Here is a 19,803-nt window from a genome sequence, read left to right as displayed (position 1 = left end):
TTCCGGCTTAACGTGTTTAATTTTTCAATGAACACGTTTACCGATTTCATTAAACACGTTTACCGGATTCGATTAACGTGTTTAGCCAAAATCATTAAAACGCTATACATCAGCATCTTATGTGTTTTCACCCTAAAATGTACCCGAAAAGGCAAATTTCTTTATTAGGAAACATTTACAGGTAAAGGTGTTAAATTTCACACCTATTAACGCGAAAACAGCCCATGAAATGCTCTAAGAAAATTTTTTCTCCGAAGATGAGATTTTACCATATCGCTCTCATTCAAAAGATCTTATCTTAAAACGACTTGGCAAATTCGCCTCCTCCAAGCCGAAAATCACCCCTTCTCCCCTCCGTTTTCCGCATGACGTTTTTATATAAAAAGACCGACGCGCTCCTCCAAAAGCACATCGGTCTTCTACCTTGTTCCTAAAATAATTCTGCCGAACTAAACCAGCTGTTTCGAGTCTTGGATAAACTTTGCCAAGCCGGTATCGGTAAGAGGATGATTGAGCAACTTCAGAATAGAGTCCAAAGGCGATGTAATGACATCCGCACCGATCTTTGCACAAAGTGTTATATGCAGCGGAGAACGGATGGAAGCCGCCAAAATCTCAGTAGTGTATCCGTAGTTGTCAAAGATCACACGAATATCTTCTATAAGATTAAGCCCATCCTGACTAATATCGTCCAAGCGTCCCAAGAATGGCGATACATAGGTAGCTCCTGCTTTTGCAGCCAAAAGTGCTTGTGCCGGAGAGAATATAAGAGTGCAGTTTGTTCTGATACCTTTTTCTGTCAGCTCCTTGATCACTCTTAATCCATCCTTAATAATGGGAACTTTGATGACAATCTTTTCCGGACATATCGCAATAAGCTCTTCGGCTTCTGCCATCATCTCTTCGTATGTAGTAGAGAGAACTTCAGCGCTAACCTTGTCTTCCACTATGTCGCAGATAGCCTTGTAATGTTTCATGACAGCATCTTTTCCGGAGATTCCCTCTTTTGCCATCAGGGATGGATTGGTAGTAACCCCATCCAAAATACCAAGTTCGTGGGCTCTCTTGATCTCGTTCAGATTCGCTGTATCTACAAAAAACTTCATATATAAATGGATTGATATAATGTTCTGTTCAAAAGTAGTGAAAAAAGCGGAGAGCGACAATAGGCTCTTCCATACCTTAGTCCCTATATATAAGAGCCGTAGCCATGGCGGCAATACCCTCCTCGTTCCCTGTGGCATCGAGCCTTTCGTGAGTGGTTGCCTTGATCGAAATATCTTCTTGAGGGATATTCAGGACTCTTGATATATTGGCTTGCATCTCCGGGATATGAGGGTTCATCTTCGGAGCTTGAGCTATAATGGTGGAGTCTATATTGCCTATGGCGTATCCTTTATCCTTGAGAAGGGCTGCGACCTCTCCGAGCAAAAAGAGACTGTCTGCCCCTTTGTACTTGGGGTCTGTATCGGGAAAATGGTAGCCGATGTCCCTTAGGTTTGCCGCCCCCAAAAGCGCATCGGAGATGGCATGAAGGAGAACATCCGCATCGGAATGCCCTAAAAGTCCGACCGAATGAGGTATGCGAACCCCTCCGATAATGAGATCTCTATCCGGAACAAGCCTGTGAATGTCGTATCCGAACCCTACCCTTATGTTCACTCCCATAGTCTTATCTTTTTGTTTCTGTGGATGAATGGATTAAAACGAGCCGGTAAGCGAAAGACGGAGCGTACCATTCTGAGGATTGCGTGCGCTTATGGCAGCAAAGTAGGCAAAGTCGAAACGGACGAACTTGTACTTTACGCCGACACCCATAGAGAATCCACTGTCCGATCCTTTCGAGGGATGCATATACTTGTAACCGAGACGAAGAAAAGCCAGATCGTTGTACCCTGCCTCGATACCCAGTGCCGGTGTGTACTCTCTAAGCTCTTCACCAAACCCTTCCGGAGCATCAGAGAATGAGGCAAATATGCCTTGAAGTGCGGTAGTGGAGTAATACTCGTCTATGAGATCCGTGGTTCCGTCCGAGTCTTTCCCAATAGGATAAGATGGCACAAGCAGTTTTTCCAACTCCAGATAAGATGCCAAGGAGATATTTTTGGCAAATCGGGTCTGATACCCGACCCCTGCGCGCAACATGGTCGGCATGAAAAGAGACTTACTGCTCTCGCCTATCTTCAGCTTCGGACCGATATTCAGGAGAGATGCTCCGGCGGTCAGTTTGTGCTTCTTTTCGGCATCCAGATAGTCGGTGAAAAGTGCTCCCAAATCGAAAGTAAAGTTACCCACAGAGGGATAGTAGGAGAGATGCCCCGATGATCCTGCGGTATAGAAATATCTCAACCCCGTTCCAAAAGACCACTTATCGGAAAGAGCATAAGCGTAAGAGAGCTGTGCCGATGCTTCAAAAGGGCTGAAGGTATGTGTGATAGAGCCGGACTTCCCAAAGACATGCACATCGTCAATATTCATTCTACGGAGGGAAACGCCGAAAGTATGCTTCCGCTCCGCTCCCAGAAAGGATGGACGGAAATATCCGGTCAGGTCTGCTATACCGATTCCATCCGTTATTGCACTCAGCCATGAGAGATAAGCGACAGAAACGCCATAGGAGTTACCGGTACGAGAGAGCTTTGCGGGGTTGAAGTAAGCAGAGACAGCATCCGCTTCCGTTGCGACACCAAGACCTCCTAATGCCGCACTGCGAGCATCCGTGACTATGGATAAGGAAGATGCGGCAGTAACAATGGGAGAGAGAGCCGGCAGATAAACATCCGACGATGAAGCGGTTTGGGCGGAGAGCTTATTGATGCTCAGGAATGAGACCAAAAAGATCAGCAGGAAAGGATTTACAAAGTAAGCTCGCTGTCTCATAACGTATGCTGTATAGTGTCAATATTTTTTCAAAAAAGAAGAGGTGTACCAAGTGCCAACCATAAGCCCTCCTCCCACGATATTACCAAGGGTTGCCGGCAGAAGGTTACCCCAAAGGAAGTCTGTGAGAGAAACATCCGCACCCTCCATCATACCGAGAGGGATGTAGAACATATTGGCGACACAGTGTTCGTAGCCCAGCGCCACGAATGTCATTACCGGCCACCAAAGTCCCCAAATCTTACCTATCGTGGTCGTAGCACTAAGCCCCATCCAGATGGCCAAACAGACCAGCCAGTTGGCACCAATCCCTTTCACGAAAACTTTCCAAAAGGGAGCGGAAGTTTTATACTCCGCTATTCCGATGATCGTACTGTGCCAAGGGTCTTGCGCAAAGAGTCCCACGAGATAGACCAAGAGGTACGCAAAGCAAACCGCACCTACAAGGTTCATGATGAAGACCAGTGTCCAGTTCCGAAGAAGCTTTTTCAGACCAAAGTCTTTATTCCAAAATCCCGGCATCAAGACAGCATTGTTGCTGGTGAAAAGCTCTGCCCCTGCAATAACGACAAGGATAATGCCCACGGGGAAAGTCATTCCCGACAAGAGCATTCGCAGTCCGGGGTTCTCGGCAGTAAGTGCCGGCATTCCTCCGGAGACAAGAACGGAGAGCGTCCCTCCCATTGCGATGAAAGCTCCACCGAGAAAGCCCAACAGAAGTGTCTTTATGAGCGAATAGTTTGCTTTTGAAATGCCCAGATCTTTTGCAGCCATCACTATGGCATCGGGCGATAATATATTCATTGTTTAGCTAAGTTCTAATGTGTTCTTTATCGAAGAGACAGTCTGGTCAAAAGCTGTGCTTCTTCTTTTTGATTTGTGTCCTCCAATAAGAGGCAGAGGTTGTCTCCTATAGCTGCCGTGTCGAATGCCTGCCGGAGAGGGAGCAGGAAAATGTCTCCAATCTTAATGGTGTGATACCTGCTTAGACGAGCAAGAGTCTCTTCTGCTTTGGTCAAAAGCTCGACGGGGATATGAATCTCTTCTTGCGCTTCTCCTTTTTGATGGAAAACTTTCACCGCACCATTCTCCCTGATAAGTTCGGGGGAGAATCCTGTCTCGCCCCAAACCAAAGCACCATCGAAGCCGTAAGCAGAGAAGGTCGGTACTCCTTGGGAAGAGAGTGTGTCGAGCAGCTCAGGCAATAGAAGAGAGTAACCAACGGTTATGGCAGAGTAGTAACGATGTATAAATCTGGGAGCGATGCTCTTGCCTATACGATTCATCTTCAATACCAGCACAGGCATTACGGCAACAGGCTCGCCCTCTTCAATGGGAGGGAAAACCGGCTTTCCGCTCTTTACATAAGCAGAATCGGGTAGGAGAACCACAGCATCATCCGAAAACTCAGACTGTGTTCTCTTACCCGAATACAAATGTCCCGAAAGACTGAATATCTTCATTTATTATCCGTTTCTACCTTGCCTTGTACACCGGCAGTCTGTACAGTGTCAACTCTTGAGTCTGTTGAACATCACTGCAAGATGTGCATACATGGAGGTATTTTGCACTACAATATCTTCAGGAACTTTTATCCGAAATGGGGTAAAGTTCCAAACGGCTCTGATACCTTTGCTCACTACAATATCCGTCACTTCTTGCGCTTTAGAGATCGGGACGGTAAGCACTCCGATAGAGCCGGGAGTTTCTTTCATCACCCGATCCAACTCGTCCAAATGATAAATAGGAGTGTCCGAAATGGTCGTTCCACAGATAGACGGATCGACATCAAAACCTGCGACAATCTCCATGCCGTACTGGCTCAGTCCTTTATCCGCCAAAAGAGCAGCACCTAAGTTGCCCACCCCGAACACGTAAGCCTTGTGAGTCTGAGTGAAACCCAGAAAAGACTCTAAGACAGAAACCATCTGATCCACCCCATAACCGACACGTGTCTTACCGGAAATATCCACGTAAGAGAGGTCTTTGGCTACCAAAGCCGGATCTATACCTATACACTTTGCTATGGCAGTAGAGGAAATACTTTTGAGTCCTTCTGCTTGCATCAGTTTTACATGAGCCAAATACCACGGCAATCTGCGCAGTGTTGGCTCCGGTACTTGAGTTTGTTTGTCTATTCGTCCCATCTGAAGTTTTATTCTACCTCTAATTTATCATATAAACAGCAAGATCATCAGCTGTGCGACCACTACTCGTAGAAACATTGTCAGCGGATAAACGGTTGCGTATGCAATGGCAGGGTCATCATTTGTGGCAGTTGCATTGGCATAAGCAAGCGCAGGAGGATCTGTGGTACTACCGGATATAAGTCCCATCAACTTTAGATAGTTCACCTTGAAGACTCCTCTCGCAATAGCTCCGACAACGAGTAGCGGTAAGACGGTTATGATAAAACCATATCCTATCCACTGCCAACCTCCTTGATTTACGATTGTATCTATAAACCCGTTACCGGCTCCGATACCAACGCAAGCCAAAAAGATGCTTATACCAATCTCTCGCATCAACAAAGTAGCACTGTGGGTGGTATAAGTAACCATCTTAAATCTGTATCCAAAGCTACTAATAAGTATGGAAATAACCAATGGACCGCCTGCCAATCCTAACTTAATAGGTTGAGGAATACCTGGAACAAGAATAGGAATAGAGCCGAGAATAATACCCAAAGCAATACCTATAAATATGAAGAACAAGTTGGGCTCGTGAAGATGCTTTACCTTATTCCCCATCATCTTTTCCACTTGAGCTATTGCAGGATCACTACCAACAATGGTAAGCTTATCTCCAACCTGAATATGCAAGTCCGGAGAAGCTACAAGGTCTATACCGGAACGTGTAAGTCGGGTAAGATTCACACCATAAAGTTTTCTCAACTGCAGATCAGCGATTTTCTTTCCGGACAGTCTGCCATTCGTTACCAGGATTTGGCGGCTCACAAACTCCGCATGAGCCGGAACCCACTGCTTTCTATCCATGACGATCTGCTCTCCTATGATGGTTGTGATGGCATCGACATCGTCTCTCTGTGCGATCACAAAGAGCTTATCTCCGGTATGCAGCTCGGTTTGTCCGTTTGCCACCTCTATCTTTCCGGTCTGACCGGAGAGATGACGCGAGACAACAAAATCTCTTCCTTCCAATGCTTTTACTATATCAATGATAGTACGACCATTCAGAGCCGGATTTGTAACGAGTAAGGACAACGGAACGAGAGTTTGAGTTTCTTCTTCCGCTCCTACTGTTCTGCTTTTCTTCTCTTCTTCAAGATTGATTCTGAAAACAACCCTTATCAGAATAAGAGAGAGAATAATCCCGACGACACCCAAAGGATAAGCTACCGCATACCCCATGGCAATGGTAGGATCCGCAGCTCCGGTAACGTCGGAATAAGCTTGTTGAGCAGCTCCCAAACCTGGAGTATTGGTAATGGCACCGGACATGATCCCGACCATCGTAGGAACGGGAATCTTTGTCATATAATGTATGGCAAGGGTTGTAATGGCTCCCAAAAGGACAATCGAAGCCGCCAGCAGGTTGTAGGTAACTCCCCCTTTCTTAAAGTTGGAGAAGAAACTCGGTCCAACCGCCATACCTATCGAATAAACAAAAAGAATGAGACCAAACTCTTTGAAAAAATGAAGGACTTCATGATTGACATGCCATCCTAACTCTCCAAAGAGTATTCCCACAAAAAGAATAAAAGTAACACCAAGACTGATCCCGCCAATCTTGATCTTACCCAACTGGATGCCCAGTGCTATCGTCAGCGCTATAATAAGAACAGACTGTGCGACACTTTGCACCGTAAATAACTGAGTAAACCACTCCATAATTCAGACCTAAGTTTAGTTTGACTCTTTCAAGTATATAATGTTAATGTTGTAAGGTTCTTATTAGATTTACCGGCGGGACAAAGGTAACAATAATATACTAAAGTCAAAAGATGTCAAGGCTGCAACTAACGCGGTTTTTGTATCTCTTTCGGCTGTAATGTTTCTACCGGAACACCCTTAAACGGGAAGAGGGAAAAGCAGACACGGAAAGGGAGCATGCGGAGGGAATAAAAAGAGAGATCTCGCCCCTCTTATTCAGAGGACGAGATCTCTCACAAATTATTATTAACACCAAAAACTTCTACATAAAATTGTTTTGAAGATTGTGTTTCAGAGGATAGCCAAAGAGAATATTACTCTTGTGTAGCTGCAACCTCTTGTTCAGCAGCTTCTGCCACAGGCGCAGACTCAGATACCACTTCAAAAGGAATCTCCACACTAACTTCTTTGTGAAGAGCAATCTTAGCGATATAGCTACCAACTTCTTTGATATTACCCGGAACTGAAATCTTCTTACGATCTACGCTGTAACCTTTTTCTTCAAGTTTTTCAGCGATCATAATATTGTTTACAGATCCAAAGATTGTTCCTTGTGCACTTGTCTTAACCGTAATGGTTAGAGAAACACCGTCCAGCTTTTGAGCAAAATCCTCAGCGTCTTTCTTGATTTGAGCAAGCTTGTGCGCTCTTTGTCTAAGGTTTTCAGCTAGTACTTTCTTGGCAGACTCTGATGCTATCACAGCCATACCTCTAGGGATTAGAAAGTTGCGGCCATAACCATCCTTCACCGTAACGATATCGTCCTTGAAGCCAAGGTTCTGCACGTCTTCTTTCAAAATAACTTCCATATTCTGTCTCCTTTATATTAGTTGTTTCTTACTATTACTACAAAAACTCTTATTTCATAAGGTCTGTCACGTAAGGCAACAACGCGATATGACGAGCTCTCTTCACAGCTTGAGCCACACGACGTTGGAACTTGAGTGAGTTACCTGTGATACGACGAGGAATAATCTTTCCTTGTTCGTTAAGGAATTTCTTTAGGAACTCCGGATCTTTGTAGTCTACAAACTTAATACCGGCTTTCTTAAACCTGCAATACTTCTTCTTGTTAACGTCCACAGAGAGTGGAGTAAGATAACGGATTTCTGATTGTGATGCCATAATATTAAGCTTCTGTTTGTTCTTCATTAGGGGTTACTACTTGAGCTTCTGTTGTGCTCTTGTTGCCTTTGAGTTTTCTTCTCTTTTCGGCATACTCTGCGAAGTGTTTGTCTTGGCGGAAAGTCAAGAAACGTATAACACGTTCGTCACGACGGAATTGCAATTCCAATGTCTCAATAAAAGAAGGCTCTGCCTTAAACTCTACAAACTGATAAAAACCGGTAGATTTCTTAAGGATTGGGTAAGCCAACTTCTTTAGGCCCCAATTTTCGTGGTTTACAAGTTCTCCTCCGTTTGTTTTGATGAGGTCTGTAAACTTATCTACCGCTTCCTTCATCTGAACTTCAGACAAAACGGGAGTTAAAATGAAAACGGCTTCGTAATTGTTCATAAAACGTTTACTATAAATAAATTATACGTTAATATTTTTGTACCGGCAGGGCTATATCCTGCCACGCGAGGCACAAAGTTAGATAAAATAGCCGGAATAGACAAACCTCCCCGCCATTATTCAATTATCGCCAATGCGTTTCAGGGTAATGACAACCTCCTCATCCGGCATTGCAGAGCGGTCTCCCAATATACTTGCATCGGTCAGTTTGAGCACCAAATCCTCTTCTGTCGAAGAGATGATGTCAAACTTTGCCGAAGCCATCCCGGCACTTAGAGAGAAGACACCGTCCAAAATCTTCCAGTTGAGCGTCCACTCTTCCGGCATGATATTCATCTGTTTAAGCACCGGAAGGTCCGGGAAGATCTTGTTCAAGTCTATGTTGGCAATGTTTATCGTACCGTTTGCCTTCAGGTCTATGCTCGGACTGTCGGACACCTCAATGCTTTTTGTACCCAGTTTGAGTTCGGTTGCACTCCATTTGCCTGCCAGATTTTTCTGTGCTTCCTCATCTCCTTTCTGACAAGCGGTAAAACCCAGAAAGACAACCATGAGAAGCAGTAGGGTATTTACCCTTTGGATCGTTCTGTTCATGTTCCTAATTATATATGTATGATGTTATACTCACTCTATTGCTCCACGCCATCTCTTTTGAGCAGCGCATCTATCTTGGCATCCCGACCTCTAAACTCTCTGTAAAGAATATCCGGATCCCGAAGATCTCCCTGCTCCAAAATGTGATGTAGAAACTTTGAAGCCACCGTTCCGCTCCATAAACCCTCCTCCAAGAGGTAGTCGAACGCATCGGCATCCAGCACTTCCGCCCACTTGTAGCCATAATATCCGGCAGCATATCCCCCGCTGAAGATGTGGTTGAATGCCGTTGAGATTGCTACCTCAGAGGGTGTATCTATCAAAGTGGTAGCCTTGCAAGCCTCGGCTTCTGCCTCTGCCACCGTCGGGATAGCCTCTATGTCCGACAGCGTATGCCAGAACATATCGAGATACCCAAAGTTCAGCTGACGAAGCCCTGCATATCCGGAAAGGAAGTTTTGGGTAGACAGCAGCTTCTCCAAAAGCTCTTTCGGAAGCGGCTCGCCCGTTTCGTGATGATGCGCAAACGATGCCACATAATCCGGCTGACGCAGAAAATTCTCCATCCATTGCGAGGGCAACTCCACAAAATCCCGTACTACATTCGTTCCGCTTAAAGATCCATGCTTCACTCGGGTCAGTAGTCCGTGAAGAGCGTGTCCGAACTCATGCAGGAACGTATTCACCTCATCGTAGGTGAGCAGAGAGGGCTGAGTGGAAGTGGGAGGAGTAAAATTCATGACGATACTCACCACCGGCAGATGGGCAATACCCTCTGCATCCATCCAATGTTCCGAAAAGTTGGTCATCCATGCCCCGTTTTGCTTACCCGGATTGGGGAAGAAGTCCGTGTACAGAATACCCACGACCTCTTCGGTAGAAGTGCGTACCACTCGATATGCAGCCACATCCTCTCTGTAAACAGGAGCATCGGAGTCCGGGCGAAACTCTATGCCGAAGAGTGTCGTAGCCAGTCCGAACACCGCCTTTATCACCTTATCCAATGAGAAATAGGGGCGAAGCTCTTCGGCATCGAACTTCAACATACGTTGGCGATACATTTCGGAAGCAAAAGCCCAGTCCCAGGGCTGAAGACGATCCTCTTTCCCGATAAAGCCTTCCGAGACAAAGAAGCGTCTCACCTCTTCCAGCTCTGCTTCCGCTTTCGGTTTATATGCCGCTTTGAGGCTGTCGAGCATTTTATAGACCCCTTTCGGAGAGTGTGCCATCTTCTTTCTCAGAGAGAGATGAGCGTAGGTCGGCTCTCCGAGTATCTGTGCCATTCTGAGTCGCAGTCGGGCTATCTCTCTCAGGAGATCCCCGTTGTAAGTCTCCGACTTTTCGGGATGATTGCCCAGCGTCTGCCTTTCCATATAAAATTTACGGCGCAGCTCCCTATCCTCGGCGTAGCTCATCACGGCAAGGAAAGAGGGTGCGGAAAGGTCGAAAACCCAGCCGTTCAGCCCTTTGCTCTTGGCTTTCTCGTGAGCTATGGCAAGTGCCGTGGCAGGGATACCCTTAAGATCCGCTTCGTTCTCCGTACGAAAAATGAAAGCGTTCTGCTCTACCAGCACATGGTTGGCAAATGCAAGTGTATGGCTGCTAAGGGCAGACTTGATCTCTTCCAGCTCTCTCTTCTTCTCCTTTTCGAGGTATGCACCGCTGTCTCTGTACCCCTCGTAGGTGCGTTGAAGCAGTCTGCGGTCTGCTTCGTCTTCGGGGTGAGGTTGTTTCTCATACACTGTTTTGATGAGCCGCGCCAGATCGTCGTCATACTTCATGGCATTGCTCCATTCGGTCAAGAGGGGCACAAGACGCTCTGCCTCTGTCTGACGCTCATCGGTACTGTCCGTATGCAGGAGGTTAAAGAAAAGATTGCTTGCCTGTTCGAGTGCTTGTCCGCTCCGTTCAAGGGCAAGAATCACGTTTTCAAACGTAGCATCCTTTTCCGCTACGCTCTTTATCTCCGCCACTTCTCTCTTATGTGCTTCTATCCCTTCCGTGATCTTCCGGCTGAGAGATGCCGTGGAAAGATCGGAAAAGTCGGGATAAATTATCGTTGATTCAGATTTCATATTTTCCATTATTATCCGGACAAAGTTACTATTTTTGGACGATGCTCTATCTAAAATACCTGATAACGGTGGTGATACCCATTTCCCTGGTTGCCACACTCCTCTACCGCCTGTACCTCTACGGTAAAAGGCGAAGAGCCTCCGCATCTTTCAAAAAGGGCAGTAGGCTCTATCCCGAACCGGGAACACCTTCTTCCGCTCTCTCTGCCCGAACGCTTCTCCGCTATCTGCCCCAAAGCGACAACCCCGATAAGGCAGGAAAATACCTTATCATAGATGTGCAGACAACCGGACTATTCGATAAACAGCGCCCCGATACGGATCCGCCCCTGCCTTTGGAAGCGACCCTGCTGTTGGCTGATGGAGAGCTTTCTCCCATCTGTTCGCACACCTCTCTGATCTACCAAGAGAGTATCGGCTCTCCCGAAGCCGTAAGCGTGCACCGGCTTTCTGCGGAACGTGTCCGGCGATACGGCTTGCCCATAGACGCTCTTGCCCCTGTCCTGCTCCGGTATATGGAGCGGGCGGATATTCTTGTCGGGCACAATCTACCGTTCGATCTGGCTGTACTCCGCCACGCACTGCCCCGACACGATGCTCTGCACACTCTCATGGAGCAGAAAGAGCAGCTCTGCACGATGGCTCTTGCCCTGGAGAAGCTGCCGGAAGAGGTATCGCAAGGGCGATTCTTCTCTCTAAAGCAGCTGTCCCGACTCTTTGGCGCAGAGTGGCACGACAAAGCAAATAGTGCGGTGTCCTACGCCAATGCTCTCTACACTCTCTTTGTCTTAAAAAAGTTGAGCTGAACGCCCACCCTTCCAGGCTGAGATTTTTATATATTCCATCCCTCTCCGTCTGTGCCCAAATTGCGCTCTCTATTTTGATCGGAGGGGTCGTTTTCAGAGTACGACCAAATTGTTAAATTTACCCCATTTTATTAACACAATTTCCGATATAGGTTCACTCAAAACACTAAACGAGCATATTGTTTCGGCTTAACGTGTTTAATTTTTCAATGAACACGTTTACCGATTTCATTTAATACGTTTACCGGATTCGATTAACGTGTTTAGAATTTTTACTTATAACATTGACAATTAAGACTTTGAGGTTTTTCATCCTCTTTTTGCCACTTTTCGACCGAAAAATGAGTTAGGATTTATTCACAGATGAGGGTGTTAAAATTTACACCTATTAACTCGAAAACAGTCCATCAAACGGACTAAGAAAAAATTTTTTCCAAATTCGGGCTGATTTTATAAGCAGCTATCAAACAACAAGATAAGAGAAAACAAGAGGCGCAATAGAGAAAAAAGCATCTAAAAAAGTGAAAAATCGGGGCAAAAAAAACCGGTTTTCATTTTTGTATAAAAATTTCACTCTGAACGGCATTCTTGTTCAAGCAAGGTACTGTCCCGGCATACATCGCCGGCTACTGTTTTTCCATTTTCAGGCAGGAGTAAAAAGAGCTTTGCCGAGACATTCGGAAAGGGAACGAAAGAAACATCCGGAGTGCGGAATACCCCCCTTAAAGCAGGAGGCCGGAAACAAAAAAGCGTCCGGAACAAAGATCCGAACGCTTTCCGTATCATCTCTCCGTAAAAAGAGTATCCTTTTTCTCAGCAACAGCCACAACCGCCACTGCTGCAGCCACCACTGCCACAGTCTCCGCCGCTACAGCATCCGCCGTTTTGAGGGAAGAACATCTCGATCTCTTCCGTAGTGGCTTCGTGTACTTCTGTTATCTCTCCGATGAAGTGCAGGTCATTTCCGGCAAGAGGGTGGTTAAGATCCACTCTTACGTGTTCATCGGCAACTTCGACCACCGTACCTATCAACTGATGACCTTCAGCATCCATCAAAGGCACTTGCGCTCCTTCAAAAACCATCTCGCTATCGAACTCACCTTCTACCATGAATATCTCTTTAGGAAGATTGGTGATGTATTCGTCGGAATGCTCTCCGTAAGCATCTTTTGAAGAGAGTACGAAGTCGAACTTATCTCCCGGCTCCAAACCAAGAAGGTGTTGCTCGAAAGCGGGCAACATCATGCCCAGTCCGTGAATGTACTGAAAAGGTACTTCGCTTGTAGTCTCTTCTACCAGCTCTTCCCCTTCTACGCCTTTGGTCTGAGCATAAAGCTTATATTGTGCTTCAACAAATAGATTTTTGTCTACTTTCATTTTGGTGTTACTTTGATATTGAATTTGTTGTATTGGAAATATTTCCGGTGTCAAAGATACGCAGTTTTTTGCAATTATACCGAACATATACCGCTCTTCCTTTTTCTTTTTGTACTTTTGTATGAGGACTTTTAGAGGAGAAAGCTTATGCTGTATGCCGTAGGATAAAGGTCTCACTATGTTTACAACACGAAGATTCTGAGATAAAGAAAATGAAATCCCTTACAAAGTTCGTCATCAATATCGGTCTGATGATTCTTCTTGCCATAGCAGGCATCTGGATCATCATGGCTCTGCTGAAAGTGTACACCAATCACAACGATGCGGTAGTGGTTCCCGATATCAAAGGTATGACGATAGAGGAAGCACAGACCCTTTTGGCATCGCAAGACTTGATGCTGAACGTAACAGACTCAGTGTATAGCTCCACCCATCCGAGAGGGGTTATCTTGGAGTTTACACCCGGTGGAGGTGCCAAGATTAAAAGGCATCGCTCCGTCTATGCTACCATAAATACATTCCAGATAGCACAAAAACGCATCCCGAAGATCAGCGAAGTCTCTATGAGACAAGCAGAAGCTCTGCTCCGCAGTAGCGGTTTTACCAATATCACCATCTCTTATGTGAGCGGGCCGTATAACGATCTTGCCCTGCGTGTAACAGATGCTTCGGGACGAGAACTCAAGGAGGGAACGCTGGTTGCATACAACAGCAAGCTCATCTTGGAGGTCTCTTCCAATAACATCAATTCGCTCTACAATGAGGATGCCATGCTTGCTCCGGAAGATTCTTTGGGAACAGGCGAAGATGAAGCACAAATAGATGAGGACTTTCTCTGATGCAGGACTTGGATTTAGACAACTCGCCTCTGTCGGATGAAGAAGATGAGGTCATAGAGCTATACGAACACTTCAGCGTCAAAGTGGATAAAGGGCAAGCCCCTTTGCGTATAGACAAATACCTCGTCCACCGTATGCCGAACGTCTCACGGCATCGCATACAGCAGGCAGCCGATGCAGGCGCTATCTTTGTATTCGATCGTCCGGTCAAGAGCAACTATAAAGTAAAACCTCTGGACGAGGTAAGTCTGCGTCTCGAAAGGCCTCCTTATGAGTTTGAAATCATTCCGGAAAACATCCCACTGGAGATCGTGTATGAAGACTCCGAGCTGCTGGTGGTGAATAAACCTGCCGGGCTGGTGGTGCATCCGGGTCATGGCAACTATACAGGCACGCTCCTGAATGCGCTTGCCTACTATTTGAAGGATGATCCGAACTATGATCCGAATGATCCGAGAGTAGGTCTGGTGCATCGGATAGACAAGGACACGAGCGGACTGCTCGTGGTGGCAAAAACGGCTGAAGCCAAAACGCATCTCAGCAGACAGTTTTTCGACAAGACCACAACAAGGTCTTACCGCGCGTTGGTATGGGGACGACCCGAACCCAAAGAGGGTACAATAAAAGGAAACATAGCGAGAGACACGAAAGACCGAATGCAGATGGCGGTCTATCCGTACGAGGGAGAGATAGGAAAGAGTGCCGTTACACACTACAAGACATTGGAGACGCTGGGCTACGTAACATGGATAGAGTGCAGGCTCGAAACGGGACGAACCCACCAGATACGTGCACACATGAAGCACTTGGGGCATCCGCTGTTTGCAGATGAGCGGTACGGTGGTGAGAAGATACTCAGAGGACAGTCCACGGCAAACTATAAAAAGTTTGTGAGCAACTGCATGGCGATATGTCCCCGACAGGTATTACACGCCGCAACTCTCGGATTTGGACATCCCGTTACAGGCGAACAGATGGAGTTTTCTGCCCCTCTACCCGATGACATCTCCATGTTGCTGGAGAAGTGGAGACGATATGCCAACGAGGGCATAGAGTAGTAAATAGCACGAGTAAACGAATATGAAGCAAGGAGCTGAAATGAATAAAATCAACATAGCCGTTATAGCCGGAGGAGATTCCGGTGAATATGGTGTCTCTCTAAAGAGTCAGGCAGGTATCTTATCCTTTTTGGACAAGGAAATGTTCTCTGCCGTTCCGGTCATCATCACCTCTAAAAAGTGGGTGGCAACGGATGAAAACGGCAAGGAGTACCCGATAGATAAAAACGACTTCTCCTACTATCCCAACGGAGAAAAGGCTCGGTTCGACTTTGCCTATATTACCATCCACGGCACTCCGGGTGAAAACGGACTTCTTCCGGGCTATTTCGAGATGCTTGGGATCCCTCATTCCACTTGCCCTGCTTTCGTTTCCGCTCTGACCTTTAACAAGTTCTTCTGCAACAGAAGCCTTTCGACTCTTGGTTACAATGTTGCCAAAGCGATTCTTCTTCGCGAAGGAGACACCTACGATAAGCAGGAAATCGTCAAAGAACTTGGGCTTCCGCTATTTGTAAAGCCGAATGCCGGAGGCTCCAGCGTGGCTACAACCAAAGTAAAAAAGGCAGAAGAGCTTGAAAAAGCCGTAATGGATGCCACCGCAGAAGGAGGAGACGTGATCCTCGAACAGCTCCTGACCGGCACGGAAGTAACGTGCGGCTGCTACAAGGATAGCGATGGCATACATGTGCTTCCGGTAACCGAAGTGGTGAGTAAAAACGAGTTTTTCGACTTTGATGCGAAGTACAACGGACAGGTTGAAGAGATCACTCCGGCACGTATCCCGGCAGAACAGTTTGCTCTAATCCAAGACCTGACCGTTCGCATCTATTCTACTCTCAATGCAAAAGGCATCATCCGGATAGATTACTTCATATCTCCCGAAGGCACACCCTATCTGGTGGAAGTCAATACCACGCCCGGCATGACCCCCACAAGCTTTATTCCGCAACAGGTAGAAGCTGCAGGACTGTCCATGAAAGAGGTCTTGAAAGAGATCATCCTGTACAACCTGAACGCCTGAGTATATGCCCCGATAGAGCAGACACTATCGCACTGATCAACCAACACAAAATCGAAACTGAAAGTATGGAAACAACCAACATATCCAACGATCTTTACAAAGACATAAGACCGCTAAACGAAACAGAGATACCGGAAGCATTTGCACAGCTATTGCAGGATGAGACGCTTCGTGCCCTTATTCCTCTGATGCTGCCGGGGCATACGGCAAAAGATTTGGAAGCGTTGCAACCGCGGATCCGAACCATTTACGACTTCAAGAAACACATCTCTCTTCCGGTCGTAATGCAGATCGCCAAGAAAAGTTGCTTTTCTCTCTCTGCTTCCGGCATGAGTAAAATAGAGGGAGATAAGGCTTACACCTTTATCACAAACCATAGAGACATTGTCTTGGATGCCTCTTTCCTCAGCGTCTTACTCTTTCAGAACGGCAAGCTGTTCCCTCAAATCGCGATAGGCGATAACCTTCTCATCAAGGAGTGGATAAGGCAACTCGTCAGGATCAACAACTCTTTTATCGTCAAACGAGCGGTATCCGTCAGAGAGATGCTCGCCGAAAGCAAAAAGCTCTCTTCCTATATCCGCCACACCATTACCGAGACCGGCGAACCGGTATGGATAGCTCAAAGAGAGGGTAGAGCCAAAGACTCCAACGACCGGACGCAGACAGCCATGCTGAAAATGCTGACGATGAGTTCGGACAAAGATACCGACACCGCTCTCCGGGAGTTGAAAATCGTTCCCGTATCGCTCTCTTACGAGTACGACCCATGCGACTATCTCAAAGCGCAAGAGATGTTACAGAAAAAGATCAATCCGGATCACAAGAAGAGCCAGATGGATGATCTCAAAAACATGCAGCAGGGTATCGTAGGCAAGAAAGGGCGTGTACACCTTTCCGTATGCGATCCGATGGGCGACTTTAGTACCGGACTCCCGACGAAAGAAGCCCTTCAAGCCTGGGCAGAAGAGATAGACAAGCGGATACACAAAAGATATAGACTCTATGAAATAAACTACATCGCCTATGATCTTCTCAACGGAACAAAGAAGTATCAAGGCAGTATGTACGGAGAAAAAGATCTGGAAGAGATAGAGCGTTACTTCGCCGAACAGATTGCGAAGATAGAGATATCGGGAGGAGAAAAGGATGAAGCATTTCTCAGAGAACGCATTCTGGAGATGTACGCCAACCCTCTCATCAACAATCTCAATGCGTAAAGAACAGACACAGAACATGAAAACACTATTGATCGTAGATCCACAAATAGACTTCATATCGGGATCATTGGCTGTACCCAAAGCTGAAGCGGCAATGCTGAAGCTGACGGAACGGATAGAGAAAGAGGCTCTTGCTCCCACCCAAGCGTGGGAACAGATCGTAATTACCGTGGATGCTCACCCGATAGACCACTGCAGCTTCGTGGCTCAAGGCGGAGAGTGGCCGCCGCACTGCATCAAGCAGAGCGTGGGAGCTGCTATATACGAACCGCTGATGCAGGCTCTCATCAAGCTAAAGGGCAGTTCTGCTGCTCCTCGCATCACTATTGTGGAGAAAGGGAAGCTGCAAGAGAAAGATGAGTATAGCGCATTCGGAGAGAGCCTGCCCGAATATCTCCGATCCTCTTCCTCTGTCGAAGTGTGCGGCATAGCAGGCGAATATTGTGTCTTCACCACGCTGAGCGATCTCATCAAGCATGGTATGCCTCCCCGGAATATCGTCATACTGAAAGAGTGCATCGGCTCTTTCGACGACGGAGAAACCGTAGAAAAATTTGCACAGACACATCAATGTAACATAGCATAACAGATATAAAGAACAACGAAAATGAATTGGTTTGAATGTAAAGTAACCTACGAGAAAGAAGAAAATCAGGACGGAAAGATGAAGAAAGTGTCCGAAATCTACCTTTTGGATGCTCTTTCCTTTACCGAAGCAGAGAATAGACTTGCCGAAGAACTCGGTCCGCGTGGTCCGTTCATCGTGGACAGCGTGAAGAAGGTAAAGTATGCCGAGATATTCACAGACGAGAACGGCGACAAGTTTTACAAGATGAAGGTCGGCTTCATCTCTTTGGACGAGAAAGCAGGAGTAGAAAAGAAGAAGTACGTCAATATGCTTTCGCAGGCAGCAGACGTAGAAGGTGCCATAGCTCTACTGCACAAAGGAATGAGCGGAAGCATGATGGACTACGAGCTTGCCGCCGTCAGTGAAACCATGATAATGGACATCCTTAGAGGTAACGCATGAGCATCCGAGAAAATATAGAAGCTATCCGGCAGACACTTCCGCAAGATCGGAGTGTCACGCTGGTGGCTGTCTCAAAATATTATCCGGTCGAGGCTCTCATGACAGCCTATGAGAGTGCCGGTCAGAGAGTGTTCGGAGAGAACCGTGTACAGGAGTTGAGAGCCAAGTACGAAGTAGCACCGAAAGACATCGAATGGCATCTGATAGGTCAGTTGCAGCGTAACAAGGTGAAGTATATTGCGCCTTTCATCCACACGATCCACAGTGTGGACTCTGAGTCGCTACTGGAAGAGATAGACAAGAGAGCAGGACAGGCAGTGGGTCGCACGGCTCCGCTCCGTGTCTTGTTGCAGATCCATATCGCACAGGAAGAGACCAAATCCGGACTCTCACCGGAAGAGTTTCGCGCCCTTATCGCCTCCAAGCCATGGCAGAAGTACAAGAATGTCGAGTTTGCAGGCGTGATGACCATGGCAACCAATACGGACGACGAAGCACAGATACGCTCGGAGTTCAAACAAGTATCCGATCTCATGAAAGAGGTACAGGCAAAAGCCGACGAACTTGAGCTGCCTGCCACATTCAAAGAGCTTTCCATGGGAATGAGCCACGACTACAAGATCGCCCTCGAATACGGCGCAACCATCGTAAGAGTAGGTTCCAAAATCTTTTCGGAGTGAATAAGATCGTCATCCTCTACATCGGCAAGACGGACGACAAAGGTTTGGAGTCTGCCACACAAGAATACTACAAAAGATCCGGAAGGTATATCTCTGTGGAAGAGATAGCCATTCCGGATATAAAAAACAGGAAATCGCTCGACCCCGAAGAGCAGAAAAAGAGAGAGGGCGAACTGATTTTGAGCAAACTCGAAACATCGGACAGAATAATCCTTTTGGATGAAAGAGGCAAGGAGCGAACATCGTCCGAAATGGCGGTTTGGCTCGATGGACAGATACAATCATCCTATAAAAGAATGGTCTTGATCATTGGCGGACCTTACGGATTTTCGGATGAAGTTTATGCCGTGGCACACGAAAAAATCTCTCTTAGCAAGCTCACATTTTCCCACCAAATGATACGCCTCTTCCTTGCAGAGCAGGTGTATCGCTGGATCTCCATCATCAAAGGTCTCCCCTATCACCACGATTGAGAGACGGATCACATCCGACCCTCACTCCTGGCACACTCCTCCAGCTCTCTCTACCTGTCAGCCGTCAATCTTGAAAATAAGACCTTTGAAAAAGAGAGCTTCTTGGCAAAAGATCTCAAAATAGCACCTTCTCTCCCTTTCCTCCTCTGTCCGACTGTCGCTTTACCTAAAACGACAAAACTCATCTTCCATGCTTCTCTTCCTGTCTATCATCGAAAAGAGAAGTGAAAGCAGAACAAAAAGAAACTTAATCCGTTCCCAAACAGAAACGATAGTATTAAAAACTTGCTCTAAACGTATTCTGTTCTGTAAATCAAGGCTCGATTTACAGAAATCAA

At 46.6% G+C, this 19,803-nt stretch carries 22 protein-coding genes; 9 read left to right on the top strand and 13 right to left on the bottom strand.

Features of this window, described 5'->3' with window-relative positions:
• Window positions 1-449 precede the first annotated feature (449 nt).
• The 12 genes from fsa to HQ39_RS02780 form a co-directional block, all read right to left on the bottom strand.
• Window positions 450-1,106, bottom strand: a complete 657-nt coding sequence (gene fsa, locus HQ39_RS02835; protein ID WP_036789778.1) for a fructose-6-phosphate aldolase — start codon at window positions 1,104-1,106, stop codon at window positions 450-452.
• A 76-nt stretch (window positions 1,107-1,182) separates the two neighbouring features.
• On the bottom strand, window positions 1,183-1,662 hold the full coding sequence (gene ispF, locus HQ39_RS02830; protein WP_036863578.1) for a 2-C-methyl-D-erythritol 2,4-cyclodiphosphate synthase: 480 nt from the start codon (window positions 1,660-1,662) through the stop codon (window positions 1,183-1,185).
• 39 nt (window positions 1,663-1,701) lie between these two features.
• The gene (gene porV / locus HQ39_RS02825; protein ID WP_036863500.1) at window positions 1,702-2,880 is read right to left on the bottom strand and encodes a type IX secretion system outer membrane channel protein PorV; all 1,179 of its coding nucleotides are present in this window, start codon (window positions 2,878-2,880) and stop codon (window positions 1,702-1,704) included.
• A gap of 18 nt (window positions 2,881-2,898) precedes the next feature.
• Entirely contained in the window at window positions 2,899-3,684 is a 786-nt protein-coding gene (locus tag HQ39_RS02820; RefSeq protein ID WP_036863497.1) for a formate/nitrite transporter family protein, read from the bottom strand.
• A gap of 26 nt (window positions 3,685-3,710) precedes the next feature.
• Window positions 3,711-4,343 (bottom strand): hypothetical protein, encoded by a 633-nt coding sequence (locus HQ39_RS02815; protein ID WP_036863495.1) that lies wholly within the window; start codon window positions 4,341-4,343, stop codon window positions 3,711-3,713.
• A gap of 48 nt (window positions 4,344-4,391) precedes the next feature.
• Window positions 4,392-5,027, bottom strand: coding sequence for a redox-sensing transcriptional repressor Rex (locus HQ39_RS02810; RefSeq protein ID WP_036789768.1), 636 nt, complete (start codon window positions 5,025-5,027; stop codon window positions 4,392-4,394).
• Window positions 5,028-5,054: 27 nt separating this feature from the next.
• Window positions 5,055-6,731 (bottom strand): putative transporter, encoded by a 1,677-nt coding sequence (locus tag HQ39_RS02805; protein ID WP_036863492.1) that lies wholly within the window; start codon window positions 6,729-6,731, stop codon window positions 5,055-5,057.
• 356 nt (window positions 6,732-7,087) lie between these two features.
• Entirely contained in the window at window positions 7,088-7,582 is a 495-nt protein-coding gene (gene rplI, locus HQ39_RS02800; RefSeq protein ID WP_052079376.1) for a 50S ribosomal protein L9, read from the bottom strand.
• Between the two features lie 49 nt (window positions 7,583-7,631).
• Window positions 7,632-7,901 carry a 30S ribosomal protein S18 gene (gene rpsR / locus HQ39_RS02795; RefSeq protein ID WP_200878513.1) on the bottom strand — a complete coding sequence of 90 codons (270 nt, stop codon included), beginning with the start codon at window positions 7,899-7,901 and terminating at the stop codon, window positions 7,632-7,634.
• A 1-nt stretch (window position 7,902) separates the two neighbouring features.
• Complete coding sequence (gene rpsF / locus HQ39_RS02790; protein WP_052079375.1) at window positions 7,903-8,289, bottom strand: 30S ribosomal protein S6; 387 nt, start codon at window positions 8,287-8,289, stop codon at window positions 7,903-7,905.
• Between the two features lie 120 nt (window positions 8,290-8,409).
• Window positions 8,410-8,883, bottom strand: coding sequence for a hypothetical protein (locus tag HQ39_RS02785; RefSeq protein WP_036789763.1), 474 nt, complete (start codon window positions 8,881-8,883; stop codon window positions 8,410-8,412).
• A gap of 35 nt (window positions 8,884-8,918) precedes the next feature.
• The gene (locus tag HQ39_RS02780) at window positions 8,919-10,958 is read right to left on the bottom strand and encodes a M3 family metallopeptidase (RefSeq protein WP_036847036.1); all 2,040 of its coding nucleotides are present in this window, start codon (window positions 10,956-10,958) and stop codon (window positions 8,919-8,921) included.
• Window positions 10,959-10,999: 41 nt separating this feature from the next.
• Between HQ39_RS02780 and HQ39_RS09505 the strand changes: the two genes are divergently transcribed.
• The gene (locus HQ39_RS09505) at window positions 11,000-11,764 is read left to right on the top strand and encodes a 3'-5' exonuclease (protein WP_036863490.1); all 765 of its coding nucleotides are present in this window, start codon (window positions 11,000-11,002) and stop codon (window positions 11,762-11,764) included.
• Window positions 11,765-12,577: 813 nt separating this feature from the next.
• On the opposite strand, the gene HQ39_RS02770 is transcribed toward HQ39_RS09505, so the two are convergent.
• Complete coding sequence (locus HQ39_RS02770; RefSeq protein ID WP_036863574.1) at window positions 12,578-13,141, bottom strand: peptidylprolyl isomerase; 564 nt, start codon at window positions 13,139-13,141, stop codon at window positions 12,578-12,580.
• Between the two features lie 212 nt (window positions 13,142-13,353).
• Here HQ39_RS02770 and HQ39_RS02765 point away from each other — a divergent pair, with 212 nt between their 5' ends.
• The 8 genes from HQ39_RS02765 (at window position 13,354) to rlmH (ending at window position 19,465) form a co-directional block, all read left to right on the top strand.
• Window positions 13,354-13,980 carry a PASTA domain-containing protein gene (locus tag HQ39_RS02765; protein ID WP_052079373.1) on the top strand — a complete coding sequence of 209 codons (627 nt, stop codon included), beginning with the start codon at window positions 13,354-13,356 and terminating at the stop codon, window positions 13,978-13,980.
• Window positions 13,980-15,038: an RluA family pseudouridine synthase gene (locus HQ39_RS02760; RefSeq protein ID WP_036789732.1), complete on the top strand. Its 1,059-nt coding sequence runs from the start codon at window positions 13,980-13,982 to the stop codon at window positions 15,036-15,038. The genes HQ39_RS02765 and HQ39_RS02760 overlap by 1 nt, the downstream gene beginning before the upstream one ends.
• A gap of 40 nt (window positions 15,039-15,078) precedes the next feature.
• On the top strand, window positions 15,079-16,062 hold the full coding sequence (locus HQ39_RS02755) for a D-alanine--D-alanine ligase (RefSeq protein ID WP_036863568.1): 984 nt from the start codon (window positions 15,079-15,081) through the stop codon (window positions 16,060-16,062).
• A 65-nt stretch (window positions 16,063-16,127) separates the two neighbouring features.
• Complete coding sequence (locus tag HQ39_RS02750; RefSeq protein ID WP_036863487.1) at window positions 16,128-17,282, top strand: 1-acyl-sn-glycerol-3-phosphate acyltransferase; 1,155 nt, start codon at window positions 16,128-16,130, stop codon at window positions 17,280-17,282.
• Between the two features lie 16 nt (window positions 17,283-17,298).
• Window positions 17,299-17,868, top strand: a complete 570-nt coding sequence (locus HQ39_RS02745; protein WP_036863484.1) for an isochorismatase family protein — start codon at window positions 17,299-17,301, stop codon at window positions 17,866-17,868.
• 21 nt (window positions 17,869-17,889) lie between these two features.
• Window positions 17,890-18,312, top strand: a complete 423-nt coding sequence (locus HQ39_RS02740; protein ID WP_036789726.1) for a DUF4494 domain-containing protein — start codon at window positions 17,890-17,892, stop codon at window positions 18,310-18,312.
• A complete protein-coding gene (locus tag HQ39_RS02735; RefSeq protein ID WP_036863481.1) occupies window positions 18,309-18,992 on the top strand; it encodes a YggS family pyridoxal phosphate-dependent enzyme in 684 nt (227 codons plus the stop codon). The genes HQ39_RS02740 and HQ39_RS02735 overlap by 4 nt, the downstream gene beginning before the upstream one ends.
• A complete protein-coding gene (rlmH, locus tag HQ39_RS02730) occupies window positions 18,989-19,465 on the top strand; it encodes a 23S rRNA (pseudouridine(1915)-N(3))-methyltransferase RlmH (protein WP_036789717.1) in 477 nt (158 codons plus the stop codon). The genes HQ39_RS02735 and rlmH overlap by 4 nt, the downstream gene beginning before the upstream one ends.
• Window positions 19,466-19,803 lie beyond the last annotated feature (338 nt).

It is taken from the genome of Porphyromonas sp. COT-108 OH2963, from assembly GCF_000768895.1.
Taxonomy (GTDB): domain Bacteria; phylum Bacteroidota; class Bacteroidia; order Bacteroidales; family Porphyromonadaceae; genus Porphyromonas_A; species Porphyromonas_A canoris.
The sequence above is the reverse complement of the archived record's forward strand: the minus strand, read 5'-3'. Positions and strand labels throughout refer to the sequence as shown.